This is a genomic window from Persicobacter sp. CCB-QB2, from assembly GCF_001274635.1.
GTDB lineage: Bacteria > Bacteroidota > Bacteroidia > Cytophagales > Cyclobacteriaceae > Persicobacter > Persicobacter diffluens.
In genome coordinates this window covers 2,685,856-2,710,763 of the sequence record NZ_LBGV01000001.1, presented here as the reverse complement: position 1 = coordinate 2,710,763, position 24,908 = coordinate 2,685,856, and the positions used below count along the sequence as shown (strand labels likewise).

General features: G+C 43.2%; 16 protein-coding genes and 1 pseudogene. 16 read left to right on the top strand and 1 reads right to left on the bottom strand.

Annotation, left to right across the window (positions count from 1 at the left end; genetic code table 11):
- Positions 1-387 precede the first annotated feature (387 nt).
- Positions 388-1,953 carry a bacillithiol biosynthesis cysteine-adding enzyme BshC gene (bshC, locus tag NG22_RS11945; protein WP_053405934.1) on the top strand — a complete coding sequence of 522 codons (1,566 nt, stop codon included), beginning with the start codon at positions 388-390 and terminating at the stop codon, positions 1,951-1,953.
- A gap of 28 nt (positions 1,954-1,981) precedes the next feature.
- Here the strand turns inward: bshC and NG22_RS11940 are convergent, their stop codons facing one another.
- On the bottom strand, positions 1,982-3,460 hold the full coding sequence (locus NG22_RS11940; RefSeq protein WP_053405933.1) for a carbon starvation protein A: 1,479 nt from the start codon (positions 3,458-3,460) through the stop codon (positions 1,982-1,984).
- Between the two features lie 201 nt (positions 3,461-3,661).
- Here NG22_RS11940 and NG22_RS11935 point away from each other — a divergent pair, with 201 nt between their 5' ends.
- The 15 genes and pseudogenes from NG22_RS11935 (at position 3,662) to NG22_RS11870 (ending at position 24,908) form a co-directional block, all read left to right on the top strand.
- Positions 3,662-4,480 carry a helix-turn-helix domain-containing protein gene (locus tag NG22_RS11935; RefSeq protein ID WP_053405932.1) on the top strand — a complete coding sequence of 273 codons (819 nt, stop codon included), beginning with the start codon at positions 3,662-3,664 and terminating at the stop codon, positions 4,478-4,480.
- A 196-nt stretch (positions 4,481-4,676) separates the two neighbouring features.
- Complete coding sequence (locus tag NG22_RS11930) at positions 4,677-7,169, top strand: outer membrane beta-barrel protein (protein WP_053405931.1); 2,493 nt, start codon at positions 4,677-4,679, stop codon at positions 7,167-7,169.
- 1,114 nt (positions 7,170-8,283) lie between these two features.
- A pseudogene (locus NG22_RS11925) lies at positions 8,284-10,175 on the top strand (ABC-F family ATP-binding cassette domain-containing protein).
- A 1,682-nt stretch (positions 10,176-11,857) separates the two neighbouring features.
- The gene (locus NG22_RS11920; RefSeq protein WP_053405930.1) at positions 11,858-14,974 is read left to right on the top strand and encodes a SusC/RagA family TonB-linked outer membrane protein; all 3,117 of its coding nucleotides are present in this window, start codon (positions 11,858-11,860) and stop codon (positions 14,972-14,974) included.
- A gap of 19 nt (positions 14,975-14,993) precedes the next feature.
- Positions 14,994-16,385, top strand: coding sequence for a SusD/RagB family nutrient-binding outer membrane lipoprotein (locus tag NG22_RS11915; protein WP_053405929.1), 1,392 nt, complete (start codon positions 14,994-14,996; stop codon positions 16,383-16,385).
- A gap of 123 nt (positions 16,386-16,508) precedes the next feature.
- On the top strand, positions 16,509-16,829 hold the full coding sequence (locus NG22_RS11910; RefSeq protein ID WP_053405141.1) for a hypothetical protein: 321 nt from the start codon (positions 16,509-16,511) through the stop codon (positions 16,827-16,829).
- Positions 16,817-17,161, top strand: a complete 345-nt coding sequence (gene tnpB, locus NG22_RS11905; protein ID WP_053405140.1) for an IS66 family insertion sequence element accessory protein TnpB — start codon at positions 16,817-16,819, stop codon at positions 17,159-17,161. The genes NG22_RS11910 and tnpB overlap by 13 nt, the downstream gene beginning before the upstream one ends.
- 58 nt (positions 17,162-17,219) lie before the next feature.
- Complete coding sequence (locus tag NG22_RS11900; RefSeq protein WP_053405928.1) at positions 17,220-18,656, top strand: IS66 family transposase; 1,437 nt, start codon at positions 17,220-17,222, stop codon at positions 18,654-18,656.
- 379 nt (positions 18,657-19,035) lie between these two features.
- Complete coding sequence (locus tag NG22_RS11895) at positions 19,036-21,999, top strand: TonB-dependent receptor (RefSeq protein ID WP_072159067.1); 2,964 nt, start codon at positions 19,036-19,038, stop codon at positions 21,997-21,999.
- Between the two features lie 12 nt (positions 22,000-22,011).
- Positions 22,012-22,863 (top strand): RagB/SusD family nutrient uptake outer membrane protein, encoded by an 852-nt coding sequence (locus NG22_RS11890; protein ID WP_053405926.1) that lies wholly within the window; start codon positions 22,012-22,014, stop codon positions 22,861-22,863.
- Positions 22,864-22,892: 29 nt separating this feature from the next.
- Positions 22,893-23,435, top strand: coding sequence for a RagB/SusD family nutrient uptake outer membrane protein (locus tag NG22_RS11885; RefSeq protein WP_053405925.1), 543 nt, complete (start codon positions 22,893-22,895; stop codon positions 23,433-23,435).
- A 22-nt stretch (positions 23,436-23,457) separates the two neighbouring features.
- Positions 23,458-23,685, top strand: a complete 228-nt coding sequence (locus NG22_RS11880) for a hypothetical protein (protein ID WP_053405924.1) — start codon at positions 23,458-23,460, stop codon at positions 23,683-23,685.
- A 22-nt stretch (positions 23,686-23,707) separates the two neighbouring features.
- Positions 23,708-24,310, top strand: coding sequence for a hypothetical protein (locus NG22_RS11875; protein WP_157601054.1), 603 nt, complete (start codon positions 23,708-23,710; stop codon positions 24,308-24,310).
- Between the two features lie 83 nt (positions 24,311-24,393).
- On the top strand, positions 24,394-24,564 hold the full coding sequence (locus NG22_RS17840) for a hypothetical protein (protein WP_157601052.1): 171 nt from the start codon (positions 24,394-24,396) through the stop codon (positions 24,562-24,564).
- Complete coding sequence (locus NG22_RS11870; protein WP_172674373.1) at positions 24,534-24,908, top strand: hypothetical protein; 375 nt, start codon at positions 24,534-24,536, stop codon at positions 24,906-24,908. Before NG22_RS17840 ends, NG22_RS11870 begins: the two co-directional genes overlap by 31 nt.

The window sequence follows — 24,908 nt, the reverse complement described above, 5'->3', positions numbered from 1 at the left end:
TCATGCTAAAATTTTCGTATAGCTCTGCCAGGCAGGAAAAATGAAGGGGTTTTTCCTATTCCGAGCTTTTCCCTGGGAAGCAGAGGAATGAGGAGAAATCAAGATTACCTCAATTTGGGCTATAAAAAAAACAGTCAACCCATCCAGGATGCTTTTAATGAATCATTAAATCCAGCGGTGAATAATTCAGCTTTAAAGATATTTATATAATTGGGGAGAGGCAAGCCCTTTTATTCGGGATAGGGGCTTACCAATAAAAGTTGGTGGTGGATTCATCCTTTCAAAAGTCAGTAGAACAACATTCCCCAAAACGGACTCCCTACTTTTTTTGTTCTTAGCACAATATGTAGATATTTGCTGCGGACAATTTAAGCTCAAAAAATAATCATGACTACTACTAAAATCGCCCTGAAGGATACCAAGCGTTTTTCCTCCCTTTTCCTGGATTATTTGGATCAAAAACCGGAATTAAGCCCCTTCTATCATCGATTTCCTACAGTAGAAAACTTCGGAGAACAGCTTAGGGAAAAGGCTGCTTCCTTTCCGATGGCGCACCGGATGATTACCGCACAGGTTTTGCGTAACCAATACGCTTCTTTGCAGCGTTTTGATGCGGTGAAGGAAAATTTGCGATTAATGATGAAGGATAAAAATACCTTCACCATCACCACCGGCCATCAGCTGAATATCTTCACCGGACCCTTATATTTTATTTTCAAAATTGTATCGGTGATCAATACCTGTAAGGCGCTAAAAGAAGCCTATCCGGAATATAATTTTGTGCCGGTTTACTGGATGGCTTCCGAGGATCATGATTTTGCCGAGATTGCCTATTTCCATCTTTTTGGGAAAAAATATCGGTGGGAAACAGAGCAGTCCGGAGCCGTGGGGCGAATGAATCCACAGGAATTGAAAGTCATTCTGGAAGCACTGCCAGAGGCTTTACCTTTGTTTGAAGAAGCCTATTTGAAAAAGAAAACTTTGGCGGAAGCAGTAGCACACTATGTGAATGAATTGTTCGGAAAAGATGGTCTGTTAGTGCTGGATGCAGATAATAATGGATTGAAATCGTTGTTTCGCCCGGTGATTCGCAAAGATCTTTTTGAGCATGAGGCGCAGCAAATTGTACAGCAAACTTCAGAAGAGCTGGTCAATGCCGGATATAAAGCACAGGTACACCCCCGGGAAATCAATTTCTTCTATTTGATGAAGGATGTTCGGGAGCGTTTGGTCAAGAATGAAAATGGCGATTTTGAAGTACTGAACAAAGGCTGGACAATGAGTGCCAAAGAGATTGATCAACTCATTGAGAAATCTCCGGAAAGATTTAGCCCCAATGTAGTAATGCGTCCACTGTATCAGGAATGGATTCTACCGAATTTGGGATACTGCGGTGGTCCCGGAGAATTGGCTTATTGGTTGCAGCTAAAGCCCATGTTTGAGCATTTTAAAGTGCCTTTCCCGATTTTGTTGCCTCGTCATTTCGGCATGATTTTCAGTAAGAATTTGCAACATAAATGGGAGAAGATCGGCCTGCCGGCAGATGAGATTTTCCGAAATGCGGAAGACATCAAAGCCGATTACATCAATAAAGAATCGGAGCAGGAAATCAATCTGGAGGAAAATGTAAAGGCTTTAGCGGAGGTGTTTGCCGCCATTAAATCAAAAGCCCACGAGGTGGATCAAAGCCTGGAAGGTTTTATTGGGGCAGAGGAAGCCAAAGCTTTGAAAAGTTTGAATAATATCGAAAAGCGATTGAAAAAATCGGAAGAGCGCAAGCATGAAACGGGCCTGAAGCAAATCGACAGCGTATTGGAAAAATTATTTCCGGGCGGTGGCTTACAGGAGCGTCATGATAACTTTCTGAATTTCTATTTGAATAATGAGGATTTTCTGGAAGAACTGAAAGCAGCTTTTATCGCTTTTGACTTCAGGTTTAATGTGATGAGCTAGACCAAGCAGAGCAAATCCTTGTGATCGATTACGATTGCAGGGATTTTTTGTATTGGTAAACCCTTTGTTGTTGGGCTTTTTTACGTCCCGTGTAAAGGAAGATGATCAGTAATGTTAAGCCGAAAATAATACTTAAAGGGTAAAACCAGTTCGCCGGTAAACCTAAACCACCCTGGTTCAAAGGCGCTCCCAAAAGGTAAGCACTGCATACCACCGACATAAAAGTAGCCGGAATGGAGGAGATCCAATGGATTTTTTCGGATCGTTGTAAATAAACGGCGATCGTCCACAATACCAAAACTGCCAGGAGCTGATTGGTGATTCCCAAATATTTCCAGATGGTGGTAAAGTCCAGTTGACTCATAAAAAAAGCAAGCAGAAAAAGGGGAATGCTGATCATAAGCCGGTTTTTGATCGCTCCCTGATCCCATTGGAATATGTCGGCCAATATGAGTCTGGCCGAGCGGAAGGCGGTATCACCCGTACTGATCGGACAGGCCACCACCCCAATGAGCGCTAATAGTCCGCCGACTTTTCCCATCCAACTATTGCAAATTTCGCTCACCACCCAGGCCGGTCCATGTCCGGCTATTTGCATTTCCCGGTTCAGCCCTTCTACATCCCCAAAATAGGTCATGGCGGCCATGGCCCAAATCATCGCCAGTATTCCTTCGGCGATCATGGCGCCATAAAAAGCCATTCGCCCCTCTTTTTCATTGCTAAGGGTGCGTGCCATCATGGGGGCCTGCGTAGAATGAAAGCCTGAAAGTGCGCCGCAGGAAATTACAATGAACAACATTGGAAACAACAAGTGAACTTCGGGCTGGTAATGGGCATTGGATAAATGGCGCCAATGGAGTTCCGGCATTTGAACGGATCCACTAAATTCTCCCAGCAGCATGGCCCCTGCCACTCCGAGCGCCATGATCATCAAAACAATTCCAAAGATGGGATATACTCTTCCAATAATTTTGTCAATCGGCAACAGGGTGGCTAATAGATAATAAGCAAAAATACCATACAGCCAATAGACCAGCCCACCGCCAGTGTAGGAGGTCAATAAATCTGCAGGCCCTGCCACAAATGCGACCCCCACTATTAATAATAGCAATAAGGAAAGGATGCGCATAGCCTGCCGGCCGGCAGGTCCCAAATATTTTCCGACCACTTCAGGAATAGAGGCACCGCCCATTCGGAGCGAAAGCATGCCGGAGAAATAATCATGGACCGCACCCATAAAGATGCAGCCGATCACTATCCAGAGAAAGGCCATCGGGCCATAAAGCGCTCCAAGTACGGCTCCGAAAATGGGACCCAGACCGGCAATATTCAGGAACTCAATCAGGAATACTTTCCATAAGGGCATAGGCTGAAAATCCACACCGTCTTCCTTGCTAAAAGCAGGAGTCTGCCGCTTTGGGTCGGCTTCAAAAAGGCGTTCCATCCAGCGGCCATACAAAAAATATCCGGTGATCAGGGCGGCAATAGCAATAAAAAATGTCCACATGGGGTTAATAACTTTTTAGAAAACAGCTTGAATGGAGATGATATTGGTCAGATAGCCAATGCTATTTCTCATTAAATTCGGGATTTCTTCAATTAAAGTCAATAGCCCATTTTTTATGAACATTTCCCCCCTGAATAGTTTGCCTTTTGTATTGATTTGTGGTGACGAAAGTGCTTTTTTTGTACAAAATTAATATCGGACATGTGTGAAGAGCAACTCCCTACGAAAGATAAATCTGACCAAAAATCCGCGGTGAAGATCGCTCCTTTCAGGAAAAATATCTTGAAAACGTCACATCATCGCCATAATAAATATTTTGAGCTCATCTTCTTTTCAGATGCGGAAGGCTATCATAAAATTGATGATATTAATTACCCTATTCATGCACCTTGTATGTTTTTTGTAGGGAAGGATCAGTTACATTCTTTTGATATGCCCAGGGAAGCGGAAGGCCATGTCATGATTTTTAAAGAGGCCTTTTTGGAAGATATGCTGGATATTGATCTGTTGGTGCTTTTCAGAAAGTTCCAGGCAGAAGATTTAACCAGGCTTCGTAAGGCTGCTCCTTATGAATTATTATTCCAGCAACTTTCAGAAGCTTTGCAACAAAGTGGTTCTTGGCAAAAGCAAATCGTACAGGGTTTACTCAAAACTTATTTAGCCTTAGCCTCTCAGGAAGAAGGCGACAGTAAGAAGGAAGAATACCAGTTGAAATTTTCTGAATTTCAAAAATTGTTACAAGGACAGGAATTTCCGGAGCGTTCCGTGAAGTACTATGCGCAGGAACTGAACATTTCCCCACAACGTCTGAATCAAATTTGTCAAAAAGCGGCTCAACGAAATGCAGGTGCGCTGATCGAAGAGTATTTGCTGCTTCAGGTTAAACGCTGGCTGATAACATCGGAGGAGTCTATTGCAGAATTGGCCTACAGGTTCCATTTTCCGGATGCTTCTTATTTTGGGAAGTTTTTCAAAAGGCAGACGGGGCTTACTCCAAAACGGTTTAAGTCTGAACAATAATAGCACGATCTGACTTTGAAAAAACCAATATTAATGCAAATCTAATCTTGATTTTCAAATTGACCACTTTTTGGGAAAATTGCACCATTTTGTCCATCCAGTCTGCCCTAATTTTGTAATAGGGGATTTGGATAATTCCTTATGTGCTTTTCCACTAAGTCATCAATGATAAAATTATTGTAAACACACATTATTAATGAAACATTTTTTATTTAGCCTGCTGCTGTTTGTTCCCCAATTGCTTTGGGCGCAGTCCAAAATTTCCGGGACGGTAGTCGATGGAGAAAATCAGGCACCATTATCATTTGCCCAGGTGGCGCTTTTTGAAAAAGACCAATTAGTAACCGGCGGGATGACGGATTTGGATGGTAAGTTCGAATTGAAGAAAGTACCCGCGGGAGACTTTCAATTACAGGTCAGTTTCGTGGGTTATCATGCTCATCAGACTGCCGTGAAGCTGGCAAAAGGAGAAGATTTGAAATTGGGAAAAATCGGTTTAGGGATAGATGCCAAACAGCTTGAATCCGTTGAGGTCACCGGACAGCGTGAAACGGCCACCCGTCAGATTGACCGACAAGTATTTAATGCAGAAGATTTTGCCACTGCCCGCTCCGGAGCAGCTACTGATCTTTTGAGAAATATTCCTTCGGTAAGCATCAGCCCTGATGGTGAAGTGAGTTTACGTGGAACTTCCGGTTTCCTGGTATATATTGATGGGAAGCCGACCCAAATTGAACCCTCCGTTTTGTTACAGCAAATTCCGGCGGCCTCTATCAAGAATATTGAGGTGATCACCGTTCCTTCTGCACGATATGAGGCACAGGGAAATGCAGGCATCATCAACATCACCACGACCGGAAATGTGATGCAGGGGACTACTTTCACTGCGGATGTGATGGGTGGGGGAACGCCATGGCATGAAGGAATGGACCCAAGAAGATATTCGGGCTCGATGAACTTTACCCATGCCAAAGACAAATGGACCTTATACGGAGGCGCAAGTTATAGCAGCCGTGATGTAAGAGGAAGTCGTACCGGGGATGCCCGTATTTTGCAGGAAGATGGTAGCTACTACCATATGCAGGCTGCCGGTGACCGTCCGGAATGGCATAGAAATGCAACGGTAAATTTGGGCGTATCTTATGATTTTAGTGAGAGCAGTAAACTGAATGCTTCTTATTACTACGGTTTTAAAGAAGAAACGCGAACTGCTGACTATTACTACCATAACTTCATCGGAGATATTGATGGAAATCCGATTGCCGGCCGTGAAAATGAGGTGATTTTTAACCCCAACACCCACGCCAAAAAAGGTTCCTTCCAGTCCTGGGCAATGGATTATGAGAAAAAATGGGAGTCGGGCATTCAGTTGAATGTGGCCGGTCTTTATGAAAAGTCCAGACTTTGGGGCGATTTGGATAACAAAAATCAGGCCTCTAATCATGATCATGACCGTGGTGAGCTTTTGGTGCATTACCGTCAGCATGATAATAACCCATTGGACGGTTATCGCCTGAGTTTTGATTTTACCATTCCGGTAGCGGAGAATCAGAAAATCGAGACTGGTTTCCAACCACAGTGGTTGAGACAGGGTGGTGATTTTGATTATGAAGATTACAACCTCTCCTCCGGGGAATGGGAAACGCCTTACAGTAATGGAGTAGACCTGCGTCGTGATATTTATGCCGCTTATGTGAACTATGGCGCTTCTTTTAATAAATTGAAGATGAATGCCGGTTTACGTTTTGAGTATACCGATCAGGAGTTGGAGCTGGAAAATACCGACTACCAAAATATCTTTGATCCGGAGCGCGAAGGCGAGAAGATTTATGAAACCAAGCAGCCGAACCTGTTCCCCGCTTTGATGCTGGATTATCAATTGGCAGAAGATCAGCGATTGATCCTTTCCGGTTCCAGAAGAATCAACCGTCCGCCAACAAAGAATATGGCGCCATTCTTATGGAGAAGACATTATGAGGTGTATGAAATTGGTGACCCGACTTTGCAGCCAGAGTACATCAACAATATTGAGGCTTCTTATTCCAAGGATATGGCTTTAGTGGATGTGACGATGACGGCCTTCTACCGCGCTACCGAGAATGCGATTTTCCGCGTGAATACCGTGGATCAGGAGCAGAACGTACTGATGCGTTCTTATACCAATGCAGGAAATGATCAGGCGCTGGGACTGGAGTTGAATACCAACTGGAGACTGGGCAGCAAGGTGAAATTGTTCGTGGGTGGTTCCCTTTATTCCTACGCAATTCAGGGAGATATTTTTGACTATACCGTTGATACCAAATCCACCAACTGGACGATCAATACCAACCTGAATGCACCGATCGTGAAGGGGCTGGCTTTTGCCTGGGACATGCAGGTGAAATCGGCTACGGTAACCGCGCAAGGAGAAAATGATTTGTTCTATCTTTCCAATGTGGCACTGAATTATACGCCAAAGAAGATGGATCAATTACAGATCGCTTTGCGCGTAGAGGATGTGTTCGGCTCCAATATCAAGGGGTTGAATACTGCAGGATATAACGGTCAGGGAGATCAGATTTTCTTCCAGGATACGGAATACTACCGCTATGGCCCGATCATGGAATTAGGCCTGACCTACAGATTCCAGTCCGGTAAATCGAAGAAAGTGAAAAAGACGAACGGCTCATTTGGTAAGGAGCAGTTTTAGAACTACGGAAATTGATATTACTTCCAAACAACAACGTCGAGCACCTCAGCAATGAGGTGCTTTTTTTATTGAGTGAGCTTTTTAGGTGGGCTATTTTCCTCGATTATCCTGTATTCTTCATGCTAAAACCCTCGTTTGGTAATAGGGCGGGAAAAATGAAGGAATAGTTTCCTATTTCGAGTTTTATCAGGGAAGCAGATGAAGGAGGAGAAAGTAAGCCTAGCCCAATTTGGGTAAATTAAAAAATAGCAATAGGCCACCATTGCACTGAAAATAATTTTCTTTGTTGTGCTTTTTGTATCTGACGGAGAATAATGCTTATTAATAATTAGTGGTTGAAGTGGGATTGTTTTAATGAGGTTTCATGGCAGGAAAAGATTGTTATTTTTTGATATGATATAGTATTAAATGTAATGAAAATATAAATTTTTTGTTTTGGGTGTAATGTATAAATCATAGATTTATTGAATTTTGATCCCTATTTTTGATGAGTGCACCGAACCAATAAGGAAGTAGCAAAAACAGGGGGTACGTTTTATTATACCTCACTTACCAGTGATGAAATGGCTTGCGGTACCTCATCAAACTTATTCCTGTAGCCTTTTTTGACTACTTAGGTCTCACCTATTGGGAGAAAGGGATTTAGAATAAATTAAATACTCGTTGTTTGGACTGAAACTCAATCTTTATGGACTTCTATTTCTTTGGAAGTCCAAGGTCTTCTGTGAATAGCTTTTTGATGTTATAATTTTGGCGTCTAAAATGGATACCTACAGTTAGATGTTGTGTTTTGTTGAAAAAAATATAGGTGTAATTTCAAAAAATATTTATATTTCAATAATACTGTTTTTTTTAAAATATCAGTGATTACGGCTGTAATGGTTGGGGTGCTTATTGTTGATGGCTGTTTTTTTTCAATAATGAGTGAGGTAAGGAAGGATCTCTTTTGGAGCAATTATAATGGTGGAAATGATGCCTGACTATTAAGCCCAAGTTTTGGGATCAATTTTTTATTTGTCTATCTGAACTTTTAACATGCTCTCTAGAAAATCACTATCTTCGCCCTGATATATAATGAGTCACAGCGGCTTTGCCGCATAAAAATAGATCAGCATTGAATTACCTATCGATAGAAGAGTTGCACAAGAGCTTTGACGAGCGGTTGCTGTTAAACGGGGTGAGTTTTGGAATCAATCAGGGGCAGAAAATTGCCCTGGTGGGGGTGAACGGTTGCGGGAAGTCCACCCTGATGAAAATCATTGCCGGAAGAGAAGAGGCAGATAAGGGCGTTGTGGCCTTTCGGGAAGGGGTGAAAGTCGCCTTTGTGGCCCAGTCACCTGTTTTTAAGGAAGGGGATAGCATTCGGGAGGCCGTTTTCGATGCGGAGAATTCTACACTGTCACTAATTCGGGATTATGAATACCATTTGGAGCGCTCTGCAACGGATGAAAAGTCTGCGGAGCGTCTGCAGGAGTTGATTGGGGAGATAGATGCGGCCAATGCCTGGGATTATGAGGCACAGGTCAAGACAATTTTAGGGCAGCTGGGGCTGCATGATTTGGAGCAGAAAGTAGGTGAACTTTCCGGCGGGCAGCGCAAGCGGATCTCTCTGGCGAGAGCATTAATTGAAAAACCAGACTTTTTGATTCTGGATGAGCCGACCAACCACCTGGATCTGGAGACCATTGAGTGGCTGGAGCAATACTTATCTACGGCCAATATGGCTTTGCTCCTGGTGACGCACGACCGTTATTTTCTTGAAAAAGTGACGAACCATATTATAGAGTTGGATGGTGGTCAGATTTTCCAGTATCAGGGCAACTATTCCTATTTCCTGGAGAAAAAGGCGGAGCGGGAGCAGATTGAAGCTGCTGAGGTTGATAAAGCTAAGAATTTATATAAGAAGGAGCTGGACTGGATTCGTCGTCAGCCAAAAGCGCGTGGGACAAAGGCCAAATACCGTGTGGATGCCTTTCAGGATGTGAAAAAGGCGGCGCATAAGAATTTGAAAAAAGATGAAATGGAGCTCAGTGTTCAGGAAAGACGCCTGGGCGGGAAAATTCTGGAGCTGGACAAGGTGAACAAGTCTTACGACGGCCAGCCATTCGTGAAGGATTTCTCCTATATCTTTAAAAAGAAAGACCGTATTGGGATTATTGGTAAAAACGGGGTGGGTAAATCCACTTTCTTGAATATCATTACCGGCCAACTGGAAGCGGATAGCGGAGAAATTGACCGGGGAATCAATACTCATATCGGTTACTATCGCCAGGAGGATGCAAGTTTTAATCCGGAAGCCCGGGTGATTGATGTGGTCAAGGATGTCGCAGAGGTGGTGGAATTGGCTGATGGATCAACGTTGAGTGCCTCGGCATTTTTGAACCTGTTCCTTTTTCCGCCGAAAATGCAGTATAATGTGGTCGGGAAACTCTCGGGGGAGAGCGCAAAAGGCTGCAGTTGCTGCGGGTGTTGATAAAGAATCCGAACTTCCTGATTCTCGATGAGCCGACCAACGACCTGGATCTGATCACCCTGAATGTTTTGGAAGACTTCCTGGCGAAATTCGGAGGTTGTCTGATGCTGGTATCTCACGACCGTTATTTTATGGATCGCCTGGTAGATCATACTTTTGTTTTTGAAGGGCAGGGGTTGATCCGTGACTTTGCCGGTAATTATTCTGATTTCAGAACTGAGGAGGCGGAAAAAGAAAGAGCAAGAGTGGAGGCGGCCAAAGCGGTAGAAAAACCTAAGGCGGATTGGAAGGCTGAGCAAAAGAAAGAACAGCCCAAAAAGAAGCTGAGCTTTAAAGAACAAAAAGAGTTTGAGCAGCTCGGAGAAGATATTGAGCAGCTGGAAATTCAAAAAGCGGAACTGGTCGAGAAAATGAATGCAGGAACAGGCTCTCATGAGGATTTGGCTACTTGGGCAAAGGAAATTGAGGAAATCGGAGACCAACTCGATGAAAAAGAGCTTCGTTGGTTAGAGCTTTCCGAATTTGCGGAATAGTTTTAAGTGATAGTATAATTAGAAACCGCCTCATTTTATTTGGGGCGGTTTTTTTTGGTTGATATTTCTTAGCAGGTGAATGACGGACGATACATTCTTTAACCCGATTTATTCACCGCTGATATTCACTAAGTCAGTTCAAAGCGATTACTTCAGGATTTTAAATGTGCTTTTCTTAAATTTTTGATAGCCCAAATTAGGGCAAGCTTGCGTTCCCCTCATTCAGCTGCTTCGTTGGAAAAAAACTTGAAATAGGGAACAATTCCTTCATTTTTCCCGCCTTGCAGCTAAACCGGGATTTATGCAGAAATAAGCTGGCTTAACTGTAAATAATTGAAGGCGGGGGAGACTTGGTTAGGGTAGCGCATTTAGCGGTGGGTCATCCGGCTTAAAGGAGTAGCCTGTGTATTGTTGATAATTCTGACCTTGAGCCATTGGGGATAAAGCATCTCTTCGGCGGGAGCATTGGTAATTGCCAAAAATTGGAAGAAGAATTAGAATTGAAGAGACTCCCGCTTATTTTAAGCGAATAGTATCGCTGTTGTTGGAAATTATCCGAATTCACTTCTGATATTTCAAATTTGAAATCACATAATATGGTTTTTAAAAGCATCTCAGATGAGGGGGACATTAACCCGAATTATTCACCGCTATACTTATTAATTAAGTGCAAGGGGTTTATTTTCAGTTCATTGTAATTTGTTTTCTTTGGTTGATAATAGCCCAAATTTGGGCAAGCTTGCTTTCTCCTCATTCATCTGTTTCGTTGGAAAAAACTAGAAATAGGAAACTATTCCTTCATTTTTTCCGCCTCACAGCTAAACGAGGATTTAAGCATGAACTAATCCGGGTTAATTTTTCAAATGGACTAGGCAGTTTACGGTTCTTTGATGAAAGATGGTTTTCCTGGTCGGTAATCAGGTGGTATGAAATATAGGTGTGGTACTATTTTGTAGGATCCATGTTCACTAAAATGGATATAGGGAGGATAGAGGAGGAGGTTTGGGGGGAGTTGCTTTTTGAAAATCTCATGTTTTAGTGGTTTGAGCGAATAATATTTTAAGCCGAAAGTGAAATCCGATTTTTTTCGGAGGTAAAATCTGGTCTTGTTAGTCATCCTTGGGAAAAGTAGTCAAAACTAGGATTGTTAATTTGGCAAAAAGCAGCTTGTTTTTTTGATGATTTTTCGTTTTTCGAAATGGATTGTTGAAAATCAAATCTCTTCTATTTTGTAATTAGCGCCCTTTTTTATTTTTTTTTAGAATTTATCAGATTAGAATAATGCAATTTTAGGGGGTTGATAAGCATGATAAATGTCATGTTTTGTTATTATTGTTATTAGGGATTTTAGAGGATTAGTTAGTACAATTTTTTAAATCATAATCGACTATTTATCAGGAGATTAAAATTTTTTTTGTTTGAATTAATCAAATTAATAAAGCGTTAAAATTTAAATAAAGTAGCCTTAATTTACTTCCTGCGAAACGCTGCTATTCTTGTTAGACTCTGTCAATAGGTCAATTTGTGCGCCCTCCTGAGCTGATTTCCCAATAAAATTTCGCTAAGCATCTTTGCGAAGGAATAAAATATTGTATTAAATTTGAGTTAGATAAAAATGAAGAGAGGCTCATTTTTTTGTTTGAACACCTCTTCTTTTGTCATCCTAATCTTAACCACTTATTATGAAAAAAGCTTTACTGATGGCTTTCGCCATGCTGCTTACTATGTCCGCAGCATTCGCGCAAGGCCGAGTGGTTACCGGAACGGTAACTGCTGAAGAGAACGGGGATCCCATCCCTGGTGTGAACGTATTGATCAAAGGTCAGGCGACCGGTACTGTTACCGATATTGAAGGTAAGTATTCGATCAATGTGGAAGAATCCAACACTACCTTAGTTTTTTCTTTCATTGGTTTGGCCAGTGAGGAAGTAAAAGTTGGTTCCCAGTCCAAAATTGATATGACCATGACTGCTGATATCAAGCAGTTGACAGAGGTAGTCGTTACAGCATTTGGTGTTGAGAAGAGTAAAAAAGCATTGGCTTACGCGGTACAGACAGTCGATGCAAAAGAACTTTTATCCGCACAGGAAACTAACGTGGTATCTGCACTTTCCGGTAAAGTAGCCGGTGTTCAGATTACGCAATCCTCAGGTGCTGCCGGTGGTGGTTCCTACATCAAAATCCGTGGTAACGCCTCCTTGACTGGTAATAACCAACCATTGTTCGTGATTGATGGTGTACCGGTAAACAACTCGATGAACTTTACTGAAGACCCTCGTGATGGTGCTGCGGAATCAAACCGTCTGATTGACCTTAACCCAGATGATATTGCTGATATGACCGTCCTAAAAGGTGGATCAGCTGCTGCTCTTTACGGTTCTCGTGCAGCAAATGGTGTGGTAATGATCACCACCAAAAAAGGTGCGATGGGTCAAAAGCTAAAAGCGAGTTTGTCCTACACTTTTGAAGCCTCTACCGTAAACAAGTTACCAGAAACCAATATGGCTTATGGTCAGGGTTGGGGCGGTGACTTCATTGAAGGTTATGCTTTGTCTTTTGGTCCTAAAATTTCTGAGGATGCAAACTTGAACGCTTATGACAATGTAGGATCTTTCTTCCAGACAGGTATTAAGAATGAGACTTCCTTCAATATTTCTGGTGGTAATGATGTAGCATCTGTATTCGCATCTGTTTCCCACTTGGATCAGTCAGGGGTTGTACCATTGAATGATTTTAAAAGAACTACTGCTAGAATCACAGGGGTAGGCCAGCTTGGTAAATATGTGAAATTGACCACTTCTGCCAACTACACTAATTCAGGTGGACGCAGAATCCAACAAGGATCCAATGTATCCGGTTTGATGCTTGGTTTGTTGAGAACAACACCTTCTTTTGATAACTCCAATGGTGCTTCTGATCCTAAGGATCCTATCGCTTATTTGAATCCAGATGGGTCACAGCGTTCTTACCGTGGGGTAACAGGTTATGATAACCCTTATTGGACCATCAATCAAAACCCATTGACAGATGATGTAAACCGTATCATGGGATACTCTCAAGTAGAAGTAACACCTTTGGAGGATCTGAAAGTAACTTACCGTATCGGAATGGATCATTATTCTGATAAGCGTAAGCAGCAGTTTGCGGTTGGTTCCAATGCGAATTCAGCTGGTAGTATCATCAACTACGATGTATTCAATACAGAGATTACTTCTGATTTCATGATCAATTACAATAAGACTTTTGGTGATATTGGAATGAACTTGATGCTTGGTCATTCTTTGAACCACCGTCAGAATGAGTCTAACCGTGTACAAGGAGATAACTTAGCGATTAAAGATTTCTATAACATCTCCAATGCAAAAACGGTGACTTCCACAGAAGATAAGTATGTGATCAGAACTTCGGGTTCATTCTTTGATGCTTCTTTCGATTATAAAAACATCTTCTTTGTAGGTGCTACTGTTCGTCGTGATGCTGCTTCAACTTTCGGTAAGGCAACAGATAACGCATTTATCTATCCTTCCTTCTCTACAAGTTTCGTGTTCTCTGACTTGTTGAATTCAAATGATGTGATCTCTTTCGGTAAGGTTAGAGCGAACTGGTCTCAGGTAGGTAACCAGCCACCTGTTTACGTAACGAAAACGTATTTTACGCCTTCCTCTCCATATTCTCCATACATTGATTACTTCAACTTCCCATTCCAAGGGCAAGTAGCATTTACAGAGTCTAACTTGTTAGGAAACTCTAAATTGCGTCCAGAGAAGCTAATTTCTCAAGAAATCGGTTTAGAAATGAACTTCTTCGAAGATCGCGTTGGTTTTGATGTGGCTTACTATGTTCAGCGTTCTGAAGACTTGATCATTTCGGTGCCAGTAGCAGGTTCTACCGGTTATGAGTCACAGTATTTGAATGCAGGGGTAATGGAAAACAGAGGGGTTGAGATTGCCCTTCATGCAACACCAGTGAAACTTCCTTCAGGGTTCCAGTGGGATATGAATGTGAACTGGTCTAAAAACAAGAACGAAGTATTGGAATTGGCTGAAGGGGTAGATGTAGTAAGTTTACCTTACGGTTTCTCCGGTGCTAACCAGCGTTTGGTGAAAGGCATGGCTTACGGTACTTTGTATGGTTCGACTTGGGAGACAGATGAGCAAGGTCGTGTATTGGTAGGTCTTGACGGTGTGCCTAAAGTAGCTGCTGGCGAAGCGGTAATTGGTGATCCAAACCCAGACTGGTTGATGGGATTCCGTAATACCTTATCCTATAAAGGACTTTCGCTGTCCGCTTTGATTGATGTAAGAGTGGGTGGAGATATCTGGAATGGTACGCGTGGTGCACTGAATTACTTCGGTATGTCACAGGAGTCTGTAGACGGTCGTGGCGAAGAATTCTTATTCGAAGGAGTTTATGCGGAAAGTGGCCAGACGCCAGATGGTCAGTCTGTAGAGGCTGGTTCTCCTAACCAAACGTCAATTGCAAAAGATGAGTCTTGGTACGTATTAGGACCGGGCTCTGGATTTACAGGTCCTTCTAGTCCATATATTGAAGATGGTGGTTGGATTCGTTTACGTGAGCTTTCCTTGAACTACACTTTGCCAAGCAACTTGGTGAGCAGAATCCCAGGTGTATCCGGAGTGAATGTTTCTGTAACGGGAAGAAACCTTTGGTTGAAGACCGACTATACAGGTGTAGATCCTGAAACCAACTTGGGTGGATCGATTAACGCTCAGGGTGCAGACTATTTCAACATGCCTTCCACTAAGGGGGTATCTGGAACTATTAGATTAACTTTCTAATCCCTAAAAACTGACTGAAATGAAAAATAATAGATTATTTCAATGGGCTTCGGCTCTTGTAGCGGTGCTTTTTCTAGCATCATGTGATAGTTTCGTCGATGGCTTTGAGGATGACCCTACAAGACCGCTGGACGTTACAATGGATTTGATGTTGTCTTCCTCTGAACTATTTACGGTTTATACGCAGTCGGATGACATCGCTCGTTACACTGCAGTAGTGATGCAGCAGGTAACCGGTGCTGACCGCCAGATGCTTGCTGTAAACCGTTATAATATCCAGCGCGGAGACTTCGACCAAGTTTGGTCGGGTAGTGCCTACTCGGGTGCGATGAAAGGTTTGAAGAACATTATTGCGGTGGCAGACGCACAGGGTTCTCCACACTATGCAGGGGTAGCAAAAGTGTTATTGGCGGTGAATTTGGGTGTATTGACTGATGCTTTTGGAGACATCCCTTATACGGAAGCTTTCCAAGGTGATGCTAATTTGAAACCGAAGTACGATAGTCAGGAGGAGATTTACCAGACGATTCAGATGTTGCTTACTGATGCTATTGAGGATTTGTCTGCAGAGGCCAGTGTTTCTTCTCCGAGTGTTGATGACTTCATCTACGACGGTAACTTGGACTTATGGACCAAGCTAGCGTGGGGATTAAAAGCGCGTTATACACTTCACTTGTCTAAAGTGGCGGGTTATGATGCTCAAGAGGTATTGGATCTTTTAGGGAACTCTTTTGCAGCCTCTTCTGAGTCTGCTGAGATTACTTTTGAGACCGCTCAAGAGCAGTCTAACTTGTGGAATAGATTCTTGGTGAATCGTGCGGATTATATCCGTTTCGAAGGTAAAATGTTCGACATGATGGAAGCAGATATGGACCCTCGCTTGACGATCTATCGCCCTTTCGAAGAAGTGAAAGAGGATGGTGTTGTAACCGGAACAGTGGACGTACCAGAGGAAGGATTCTATAGCTCACCAACTTCTCCTATCGCTTTTATGACTTATGAAGAGTTGAAATTCATTGAGGCGGAAGCTTACCTTTCTTTGAATATGGTCACAGAGGCAGAAATGGCCTTCCAAGAAGCAATCGGTTCTCATATGGCTAAAGTAGGTGTAGATGAAGCAGATGCTGATGCTTATTTGATGGCACACGGTACTTTGAATTCCGGTACTGAGTTACAACAAGTAATGGAGGCAAAATATGTGGCCCTTTTCACGCACCCTGAATCATGGGTGGATTACAGAAGAACAGGTTACCCAATGTTGACTCCTCCGGATAACTCAGAGCTTCCATCAGGGAAAATTCCACGTCGTTTTCCTTATGCAGAGTCAGAGTATTTGTACAATGCAGTTAATGTTCCTGATTTGAACAAAGAGGACGGACTACTACAAAGAATGTGGTGGGATGTTAATTAAGATATAAATTAAGAATGGATAATGTTGAGCCCCGGGAGATTCCTTCCGGGGTTTTTTTGGTAAGCCTTCAGCTAACCACTGTTTCCTCCAACCTCCCCATCACATACCTTTGCTCTAAAAAAAATGAGGAAAACAAAGGCCGTTAAAGAGGCTCATATCAAAAAGTGGGAGATGAGTGGATTGAGTCAGGCAGATTACTGTAGGAAAAATGGGATCCCTTCAGGGTCCTTCAGAGGGTGGTTAGCTGCCTGGAGGAAAGAGCAGGATGTTGAAAAAACACCAGAACCGCGTTTTGTAGAGATCAAAACCGATATGATTTTAGAAGAAGCAGCCCATGCTTCAGCAGTGATAGTATTCAGGCTGAAGACTGGTAATGCTATAGAAATTCCGGTCTCCGCACCGTCACATGTTATTGAATTAATTCTTTCCACATGCTTAGCGTAGGTCCTAACGATAAACTCAATTTCTATGCGGAGGCTGTAGATATGAGAAAAGGTTTTGATGGCCTGAGTGGCCTGGTGGAAAATGAACTGGAAAGAGACCCCACCAATGGAGAGATATTTATTTTCATTAATAAGGCGAGAAATAAAATCAAGTTATTGCAATGGGAAGCTGGAGGGTTTGCCATTTACTATAAAAGGTTGGAAAAAGGGACGTTTGAAATTCCGAGTCATAAAGCTGGAGATAAATCCATTCCAATCCCGAAACACACCTTGGAAATGATGCTCTGTGGGATAAGTTTGGAGCAAAGAATTCAGAGAAAAAGATATGCCTGATAGACATCAAAAACCGCCTTAATTTATGTTTTAAGGCGGTTTTTTCGTATCTTTAGGTATGTCAGAGCAGCATTTTGAATCAGTTATTAAAGAGAAGGATGATGAAATTCTTTCATTGAAAGAACAGGTTAATTCTCTGCAACAACAATTGGATGCCGTCCTGAAATTACTAAAGACAGGTAAGTCCGAAAAACGAAAAAAATCGCCCAAAGATTCTGATATCGAAAAGCCTGCCAGAAAAGCTCCAAAAGAAGGTTCTATCCCACCGGTAAGAAAGCCGATTAGCGACCATTTGGAGCGTGAGGTTGAACATTGTAAGCTGGAGATCCCGGGAGCTCATTTTTTAGGCACAGAGGTTTCCGAATATAGGAAGATTTATCCCGAACGGATGGTGGTCAGACAGATCATCCGTTATAAATACAAGCTGCCAAACGGCGATATCGTTATCGCTGATTTTCCTCCGGATATTGTTTTGCCTAAGAGTGGTGCAGATGCGTCATTAATTGCTTATTTGCTTATTGGCAAATTTGACGACCACCTTCCTTGGGACAGACAGATTAAAATTTTAGCTCGTGAAACCGGTGAATCCCTTGCACCGAGTACCGTGATTAACTGGTTCAACAATGTGAGCCGTTTAATGCTACCACTTTTTGAAGAGGCCGTGAAAATGGCCCTAGAGGCGGGATACTTACAAATGGATGAATCACCCATTCAGGTACTTGATGGCGAAAAACCTGGTTCCTCTCACCGGGGATATATGTGGGTCAGGCATGTCCCCGAAAGCGGTTTGGTCATTTTTGATTATGCCAAAGGGAGAGGGAAGCAAATCCCAAAAGATTTATTAAAAAAGCTGCCTGATTTCCTGCAAACCGATGGTTACGCCGCCTATGATCAGTTTGGTCAAATTCCGAATATCAACTTGCTGGCTTGCTGGGCACATGTCCGGAGAAAGTTTGACGCCGCACTCAAAAACCACAGGAAGAAAGCGCAAATTGCACTGGATTTAATAGGGAGGCTTTATGCCCTGGAGACCAAAGCTAAAGAGGAGCAGTTTTCCCCGGAACAAATCCTGAAAATGAGAAAATCTGATAGCATAAAGATTTTGGAGGAACTCAAAAGTTGGGCACTTAAAGAACAGAAAGATGCGCTTCCAAGATCGCTCATCGGAAAAGCGATTAACTATATGCTTAACCTCTGGGATCGATTAATCACCTTTACACAAGATCCCCAATTACATCCGGACAATAACCTGATTGAAAACCTGATCAGACCTTTAGCCCTCGGAAAAAAGAACTTTCTTTTTGCGGGCTCACATGCTGCTGCCCAAAATATTGCGATGTATTATTCCTTCTTCGGCACCTGTAAAGCTAATGGAATAAATCCATCCAAATGGCTGGAGGATGTGCTTCGAAGAATTAATAACCATTCTATTTCCAAAATCAGGGAGCTCCTCCCGCTAAATGAAAATTTGGCCGCCAACCCTCAATGGCTTTGATTTTTTTGCAAGTGTGGTTGGCTGAAGGTTTACTTTTTTTGTATTCTTTTTTTGATGAAAATTAGATGTTTCTGCCATTATTTTAGGAAAACTTACCTGCTCCTTTGGTAGATGTTCGTTGGGCTGGATTACCTTTTTAATTAGTAAAATGGGTATTAAACAGACCATGTGTAGATTTTCCCTAGCGCTGGCTCAAATTGGGGGAATGGTATTGGAGTAAGCTAGGGTTTATTGTAGTAAAACCTTACCTGCGTTGTTCATTGCTCATTCTAATTCGTTATTAATTTTATCCAAGCGATTGAAAATGTTTCGGTTACCTTGGAGGACTCCTAAAACCCGGGCATCAACCTTGGCCCCAAAACATCTAACCTATCCTTGCATGAAGCGGATTATACCCTTTTTGCTACTGTTGCTTTTTTGCCTCGCAGCGGAAGCCCAATCTCAACATACCGTCAGCGGTACCATCAAATCCATTGAAAATGGTGAGCCTTTACCCGGGGTGAATGTGATGGTGAAAGACACTTCTATTGGTACGGTCACCAATGTGGACGGCTACTATTCTCTGAGTGTTCCCAATGAAAATGTGGTGTTACTTTTCACCTTTATCGGCCTGGAATCCCAGGAACTATCTGTTCAGGGACGATCGGTTTTGGATGTAGACATGGAAGCAGACCTCAAAGAATTAGAAGAGGTGGTCGTGACCGGTTATACCGATATTAATAAAAAACGATTATCCGGATCGATATCCTCCATTGATGCCTCCGAAATTGAATCGGTGCCGATGCCCTCATTTGATCAGGTGTTACAGGGAAAAGCCGCCGGCTTGTATGTCAATGCCGGTTCAGGGCAACCCGGTGCCGCAGCCACGGTACGTATTCGGGGGAACGGCTCCATTTTGGGAGGCAATACCCCTTTATTTGTGATGGATGGAGTGCCGATAGAAGCAGCGGAGTTTGCAGCCTTAAATGCCAATGATTTTGAAAGTGTCAGTGTGCTGAAAGATGCTTCCGCTACCTCCCTTTATGGTTCTCGTGGGGCGAATGGGGTGATTGTGATTACCTCAAAAAAAGGAAAAGTTGGAAAGACAAAGTTTAACTACTCCGGTCAGTTTGGTGTTTCCGAAATTGGGGATTGGAAATATGATATGATGAATACCGAGGAGCGTTTGCAGTATGAAGAAATGGTGCAGAATGGTCCGGGTTGGGATTTTTCTCCCAATAATCCGGAACGACCGTCAGGTTCCGATAATTCTCTGGACAGTCTTCGTCAGTACAATACCAATTGGTTAGATGTCGTTACGCGCACCGGCTTTACACAGCAGCACCAGTTAAGTGCTCAGGGAGGAAAAGAACAAACCCGTTTTTTCATTTCCGGCGGATATTTGGAACAACAAGGCGTGGGTATTGGCTCTGCTTTAGAGCGAATAACCGGTAGGGTCAATATTGCCCACGAAGCCTCCAAACGCTTACGTTTTAACCTGGTCTCTTCTGTAGGTTATTCTCAATCTGATTTCCTGCCCTCGGAGTCTTTAAGCATCGCCAACCCTTTCGCTTCCACTTTGAATATGCCTTATCAACCTCCATTGGACGCAGAAGGGAATTATACCTATGGTCCTTTGGATGCCAATCCTCTGGAATGGGATGAAAAAACCTCATTTCAGGAAGGACAATTAAAAACCAATCTGACTTTTGATGTTTCCTATGACTTTTATGAGGGATTCTCTTTCAAATCAAAAATTGGTCTGGACTATCGCTCTTCCAAATCCACCAGCTATATCAGTCCGGACTCCCAGCCCGGCAGTAGCCAGCGCGGACAGGAAGGTTCCTACGGGGCCTCAGATAATAAGTATTTCAAATACATCTGGCTGAATAGCGTAACTTACACCCGCACCATTGGAGATCATGATTTTTCCGGTGGTTTGTATATGGAATTAATCCGTAAGCAGGAATCCTCCTTTGGTTATTCCGGATTTGGTCTGAATTCCAAATTACCCAATACACCAGCAGCGATTACGCCCGGAACTGCCTCCAATGGCTTTATTCCAACCGTTGGAGGAGGGAATACAGAGAATGCCCTGAATTCTTACTTCTTTATCGGAAACTATACTTATAAAAGTAAATATAATTTGGCATTAAGTGCCCGCCGCGATGGTTCCTCTAAATTCGGTCAGAATAATCGATGGGCAAACTTGTGGTCGGTCGGGGCTTCCTGGAATATTTCGGAGGAAGATTTTTTTGGTGCTTCCTGGGTGAATAGCCTGAAGCTAAAGGCCTCTTATGGAAAGTCAGGGAATCAGGATGATACCGATAGTTCGGTAGGGGATTTTCAAAGTGTACAGACCTTTGTAGCGACGAGTACTTATGCCGGGGTGAGTGGGATTTATCCGGCTTCAGTAGGGAATCCGGATTTGCAATGGGAGATTTCAAATCAGCTGAATGTGGGCCTGGACTATTCCATTTTCAAGGATCGCATCAGTGGCTCTTTTGAAGCTTACAATAACATTACTTCGGATTTATTCTTAGATCAAAAATTATCTGCCACCGCCGGTTTTACCTCCGTAAGGCGGAATGCCGGTAAAATGCGTAACCGAGGAGTGGAAATTACGCTGAATACCACCAATGTTTCCATTGGTGATTTCTTATGGACGACTAATCTCAATTATGCTTATAATGATAATGAAATTCTGGACTTGGGGCAGGTGACAGAATTTGAGTTCGGTACTTCCCTGGTGCGGGAAGGTTATCCTTTAGGTTCTCATTATTCGGTGGGTTGGGCAGGGGTAAATCCGGCCAATGGACAGCCCCTGTATTTGGATCAATTCGGCAATCCGACACCGATTTTTAATTCTTCCAATGCCACTTCTGATTGGGGAACCTCCAACCCTCCGCATGTGGGCGGTATGACCAATACCCTTACCTTTAAAGGTATTGAGTTTAGTTTCTTCTTTAACTTTCAGGCCGGGCATACCCTTTTCAATAACCAATCTTTCTTCATAGAAAATCATAATGTGCCTTATAATCAGTCCACGGTGATGTTGACCATGTGGCAGGAAGAAGGAGATGTGACCAACATTCCTTCTCCCAGATATCAAAGACAGTTTACCTCTCAGGATATTGAAGATGCCTCTTTCCTAAGGTTAAGAAACGTGACTTTAGGTTATAACTTTCCGCGAAAATTGATATCCAGAATCAGACTGGATCGACTGAAGATATACCTGCAAGGGCAGAACCTTTATACCTGGACGGAATTTACGGGCTTTGATCCGGAGATTGGAAATAATATTGCCCAATTCCAGTACCCTACACCGAAAATTTATACCCTGGGAATTGACGTTGGATTTTAAAAACCCCATGACATGAATCAATCATATCAAAAAATATTTTTGTTGTTGACAGTTCTTTTCGTTTGGGGCTGTACCAATGACCTGGAAATCGCCCCCACGGATTTAATCGACAGTGGGGTGGCCTATGAAAATGTAGCTGATCTGGAGTCGGGCCTGGCAGCGGTTTATGCCCTATTTCCCAAAAGTCCAACCCTTCGGACTTCCACCTACCAGACGGCTTTATGTAAGATGGCCTCCAAAGGGCGAAATATTGGCTCTTCGGCCTATAACTGGCAATATACTCCGGATACGCCCAGCCTGATGAGTGATTATGGCTGGTCCGGTTATTATAGTGTTATTAATGCGCTGAACTTGTTATTAATCGCTGCGGATCAGGTGCCTTTACCAACAGATGCTGATGTGGCTTTGGCCAATCAAATTAAAGGGGAAGCTTATGGATTAAGGGCTTTAGCGCATTTTGAATTATTTCGAATATTCTCAGAATCCTATACGCAGGAAGGAGCTTCTGCCATGCCTTATATGCTGGCGCCACAAGTAGGGGAGCCCCCCAGGAATACGGTGGCGGAGATTTACGCCTTCTTAAAAGAAGACCTTCAGCAATCTGCCGCCTTTCAGCAGCAGGGGAGCCGGGAGGATAATGAATTGGAGTACATTTATTTCAATGAAAATGCCGTCAAAGCCCTGGAAGCTCGTATCGCATTATATGAAAAAGACTATCCCACGGCTATACAGAAAGCCACGGAGGTTTTGAACGTGAAAGACATTATTCCGCAGGGTAACTATGCCGATATGTTTGACTTTGATGCCCCTGATAATGCGGAAGTTTTATTCAAATTTGACATCCCGCGGAGTCCGGTCGAATAGGGAATCTCTGGCGGGATAATAGCGGACTGGTGAATTTCTTCCCGACACAGGATTTTATCAATGCCTTTGCTTCTAATTCCTTTGGAGATCCGGAGCTGGATGTCCGCTTTGAAGTACAGGTCGCAGAGGATGCCGATCAAATTGAGCAAACGCAAATTGTAGGGAAATATATTGGTGGAAATTCGGCGGTCAACGCAGGAGATCTGATCGTCTTTCGGTCTTCGGAGATGTTGTTGATTCGTGCCGAGGCTTATTACTTCAATAATCAGCAATCCAATGCCCTGCAGGATATTGACCGTTTGAGGTCAGAGCGCATTAGCGGATTTACCAATGGGGGAGAAAATGGTCTTAGTATTTTAAATGCTATTAAGCAACAAAGGCTTTTGGAAATGAGCTTTGAAGGGCACCAATGGTTCGACTTAAGACGGTGGGGAGATCCGGTCATTCGGGTAGACGTGACCACGGTCAACACCCCCAAAGTGCTGGTGTCTTCAGATCACCGCTTTGTGATGCCCATCCCGCAACATGAAATGTTGGCCAATGATAATATGAGACAAAACTCCGGTTATTAAACCTTATATAGCAACTGAACAGATGAAAAATATACTTCAAATATTAATCCTGTCGCTGAGCTTTCCTTTAATGCTATCAGGCTGTGCGGATACCCCTAGCGAATACTATGAAGGGGCTAATTATGTCACTTTTAATTTGACAGATGCCGCCGTTTTTGACCTGACCGAAGGGGAGGGCGTACTGCTGGAGGTCAATATGTCATTGCCCGAGAAGAAGATACAAAAATCAGCTTTAAGCTGGAAGAGGTGAATGCCGAGAAGGCGTGGATTATGTGTTGAGCACCAAGCAGGTGATTATCCCCAAAGGAAAACAAGTAGGGGAACTGATCATTCAGGCCCTGGAAGATACGGAAGAAAATTTCGAGAGCCGTTCGGTGACCATTCGCATCATAGAGGTCAGTGCGCCGGAAGAGTTGGTCATCGGCTATGAGAATGGAACCGTTTATTCTTCTCTGCTGGTGAATTTTCGGGATAATGATTGCCCGGTACTGCTTTCAGAGCGGTATAGAGGAGAAGTGGTGCAATCTACCTTTGGAACCGTTGGGGACGGAAATCACGTTTTCCCGGCGCGGCTGGAAGAAATCTCGAATGGGGTTTATCGCTTTAATAATATATGGGGCGACTATGTGGCTTATCTCACCGAAAACCCGGAATTCTCCGGAGGATTTCCGGTTACCATGGATTTTCGAATTGACGAACAGGGAAATGTGACCATTATCGATGCGCAAATGGTTGGGTTTGAAGATGTGGAAATTTTGGTGGATGAAATGGAAGCCATCTATGACCCTTGTGAAGACCGCTTCCTTATTCATATGGTGCAAGTGGGGCTCTTCAGTGATGATCCCTATGATATCTACACCGAGTTTACACCTTAGTGTATGGAATAGTCCTGATTTCTTTCCAAATTAATAAGGAAAAGAGAAAGCTTAACCTATAAACTTTGCCTAACACAACAGTAATGAAAATATTAATAAGACTTCTTTTTATTTGCCTGCCTTCTTTCCTGATGGCCCAAAGTACCGATAACCTCCGGAAGGTTGGAGGTGACTTAAAAGTAGCCTATGAGCTCAATATGGAAAAAGCCCGTGCTTTGGCCGAATGCAAAATGCGCCCCTGTCTTTTAAATTGAAAGATGGTCGGACGGCATTTTTGGATGGACACCGGGGCGAACAGCTAATTTATATCACCAATTATAATAAGCAAGCCGCCATAACCACCGGGACGGTAAAGCTGGGGGATGGTGGTGATTTTCGCCTGGATTTAGAGGGGGAGGGCATGCGTATCGGCCTGGTGGAAATCGGCGATCCGAATTTTAACCATGTGGAATTGGTGGGCCATATTGAACGTTTTGGGAATAGTTCCTCCTCCAATACACCGGGATCTCAGGACCATGCAACGCATGTCGGAGGAACCATGGTGGGCGTCGGAGTAAATGCCGACGCTAAAGGAATGGCCCCAAGGCGCAGCTTGTGA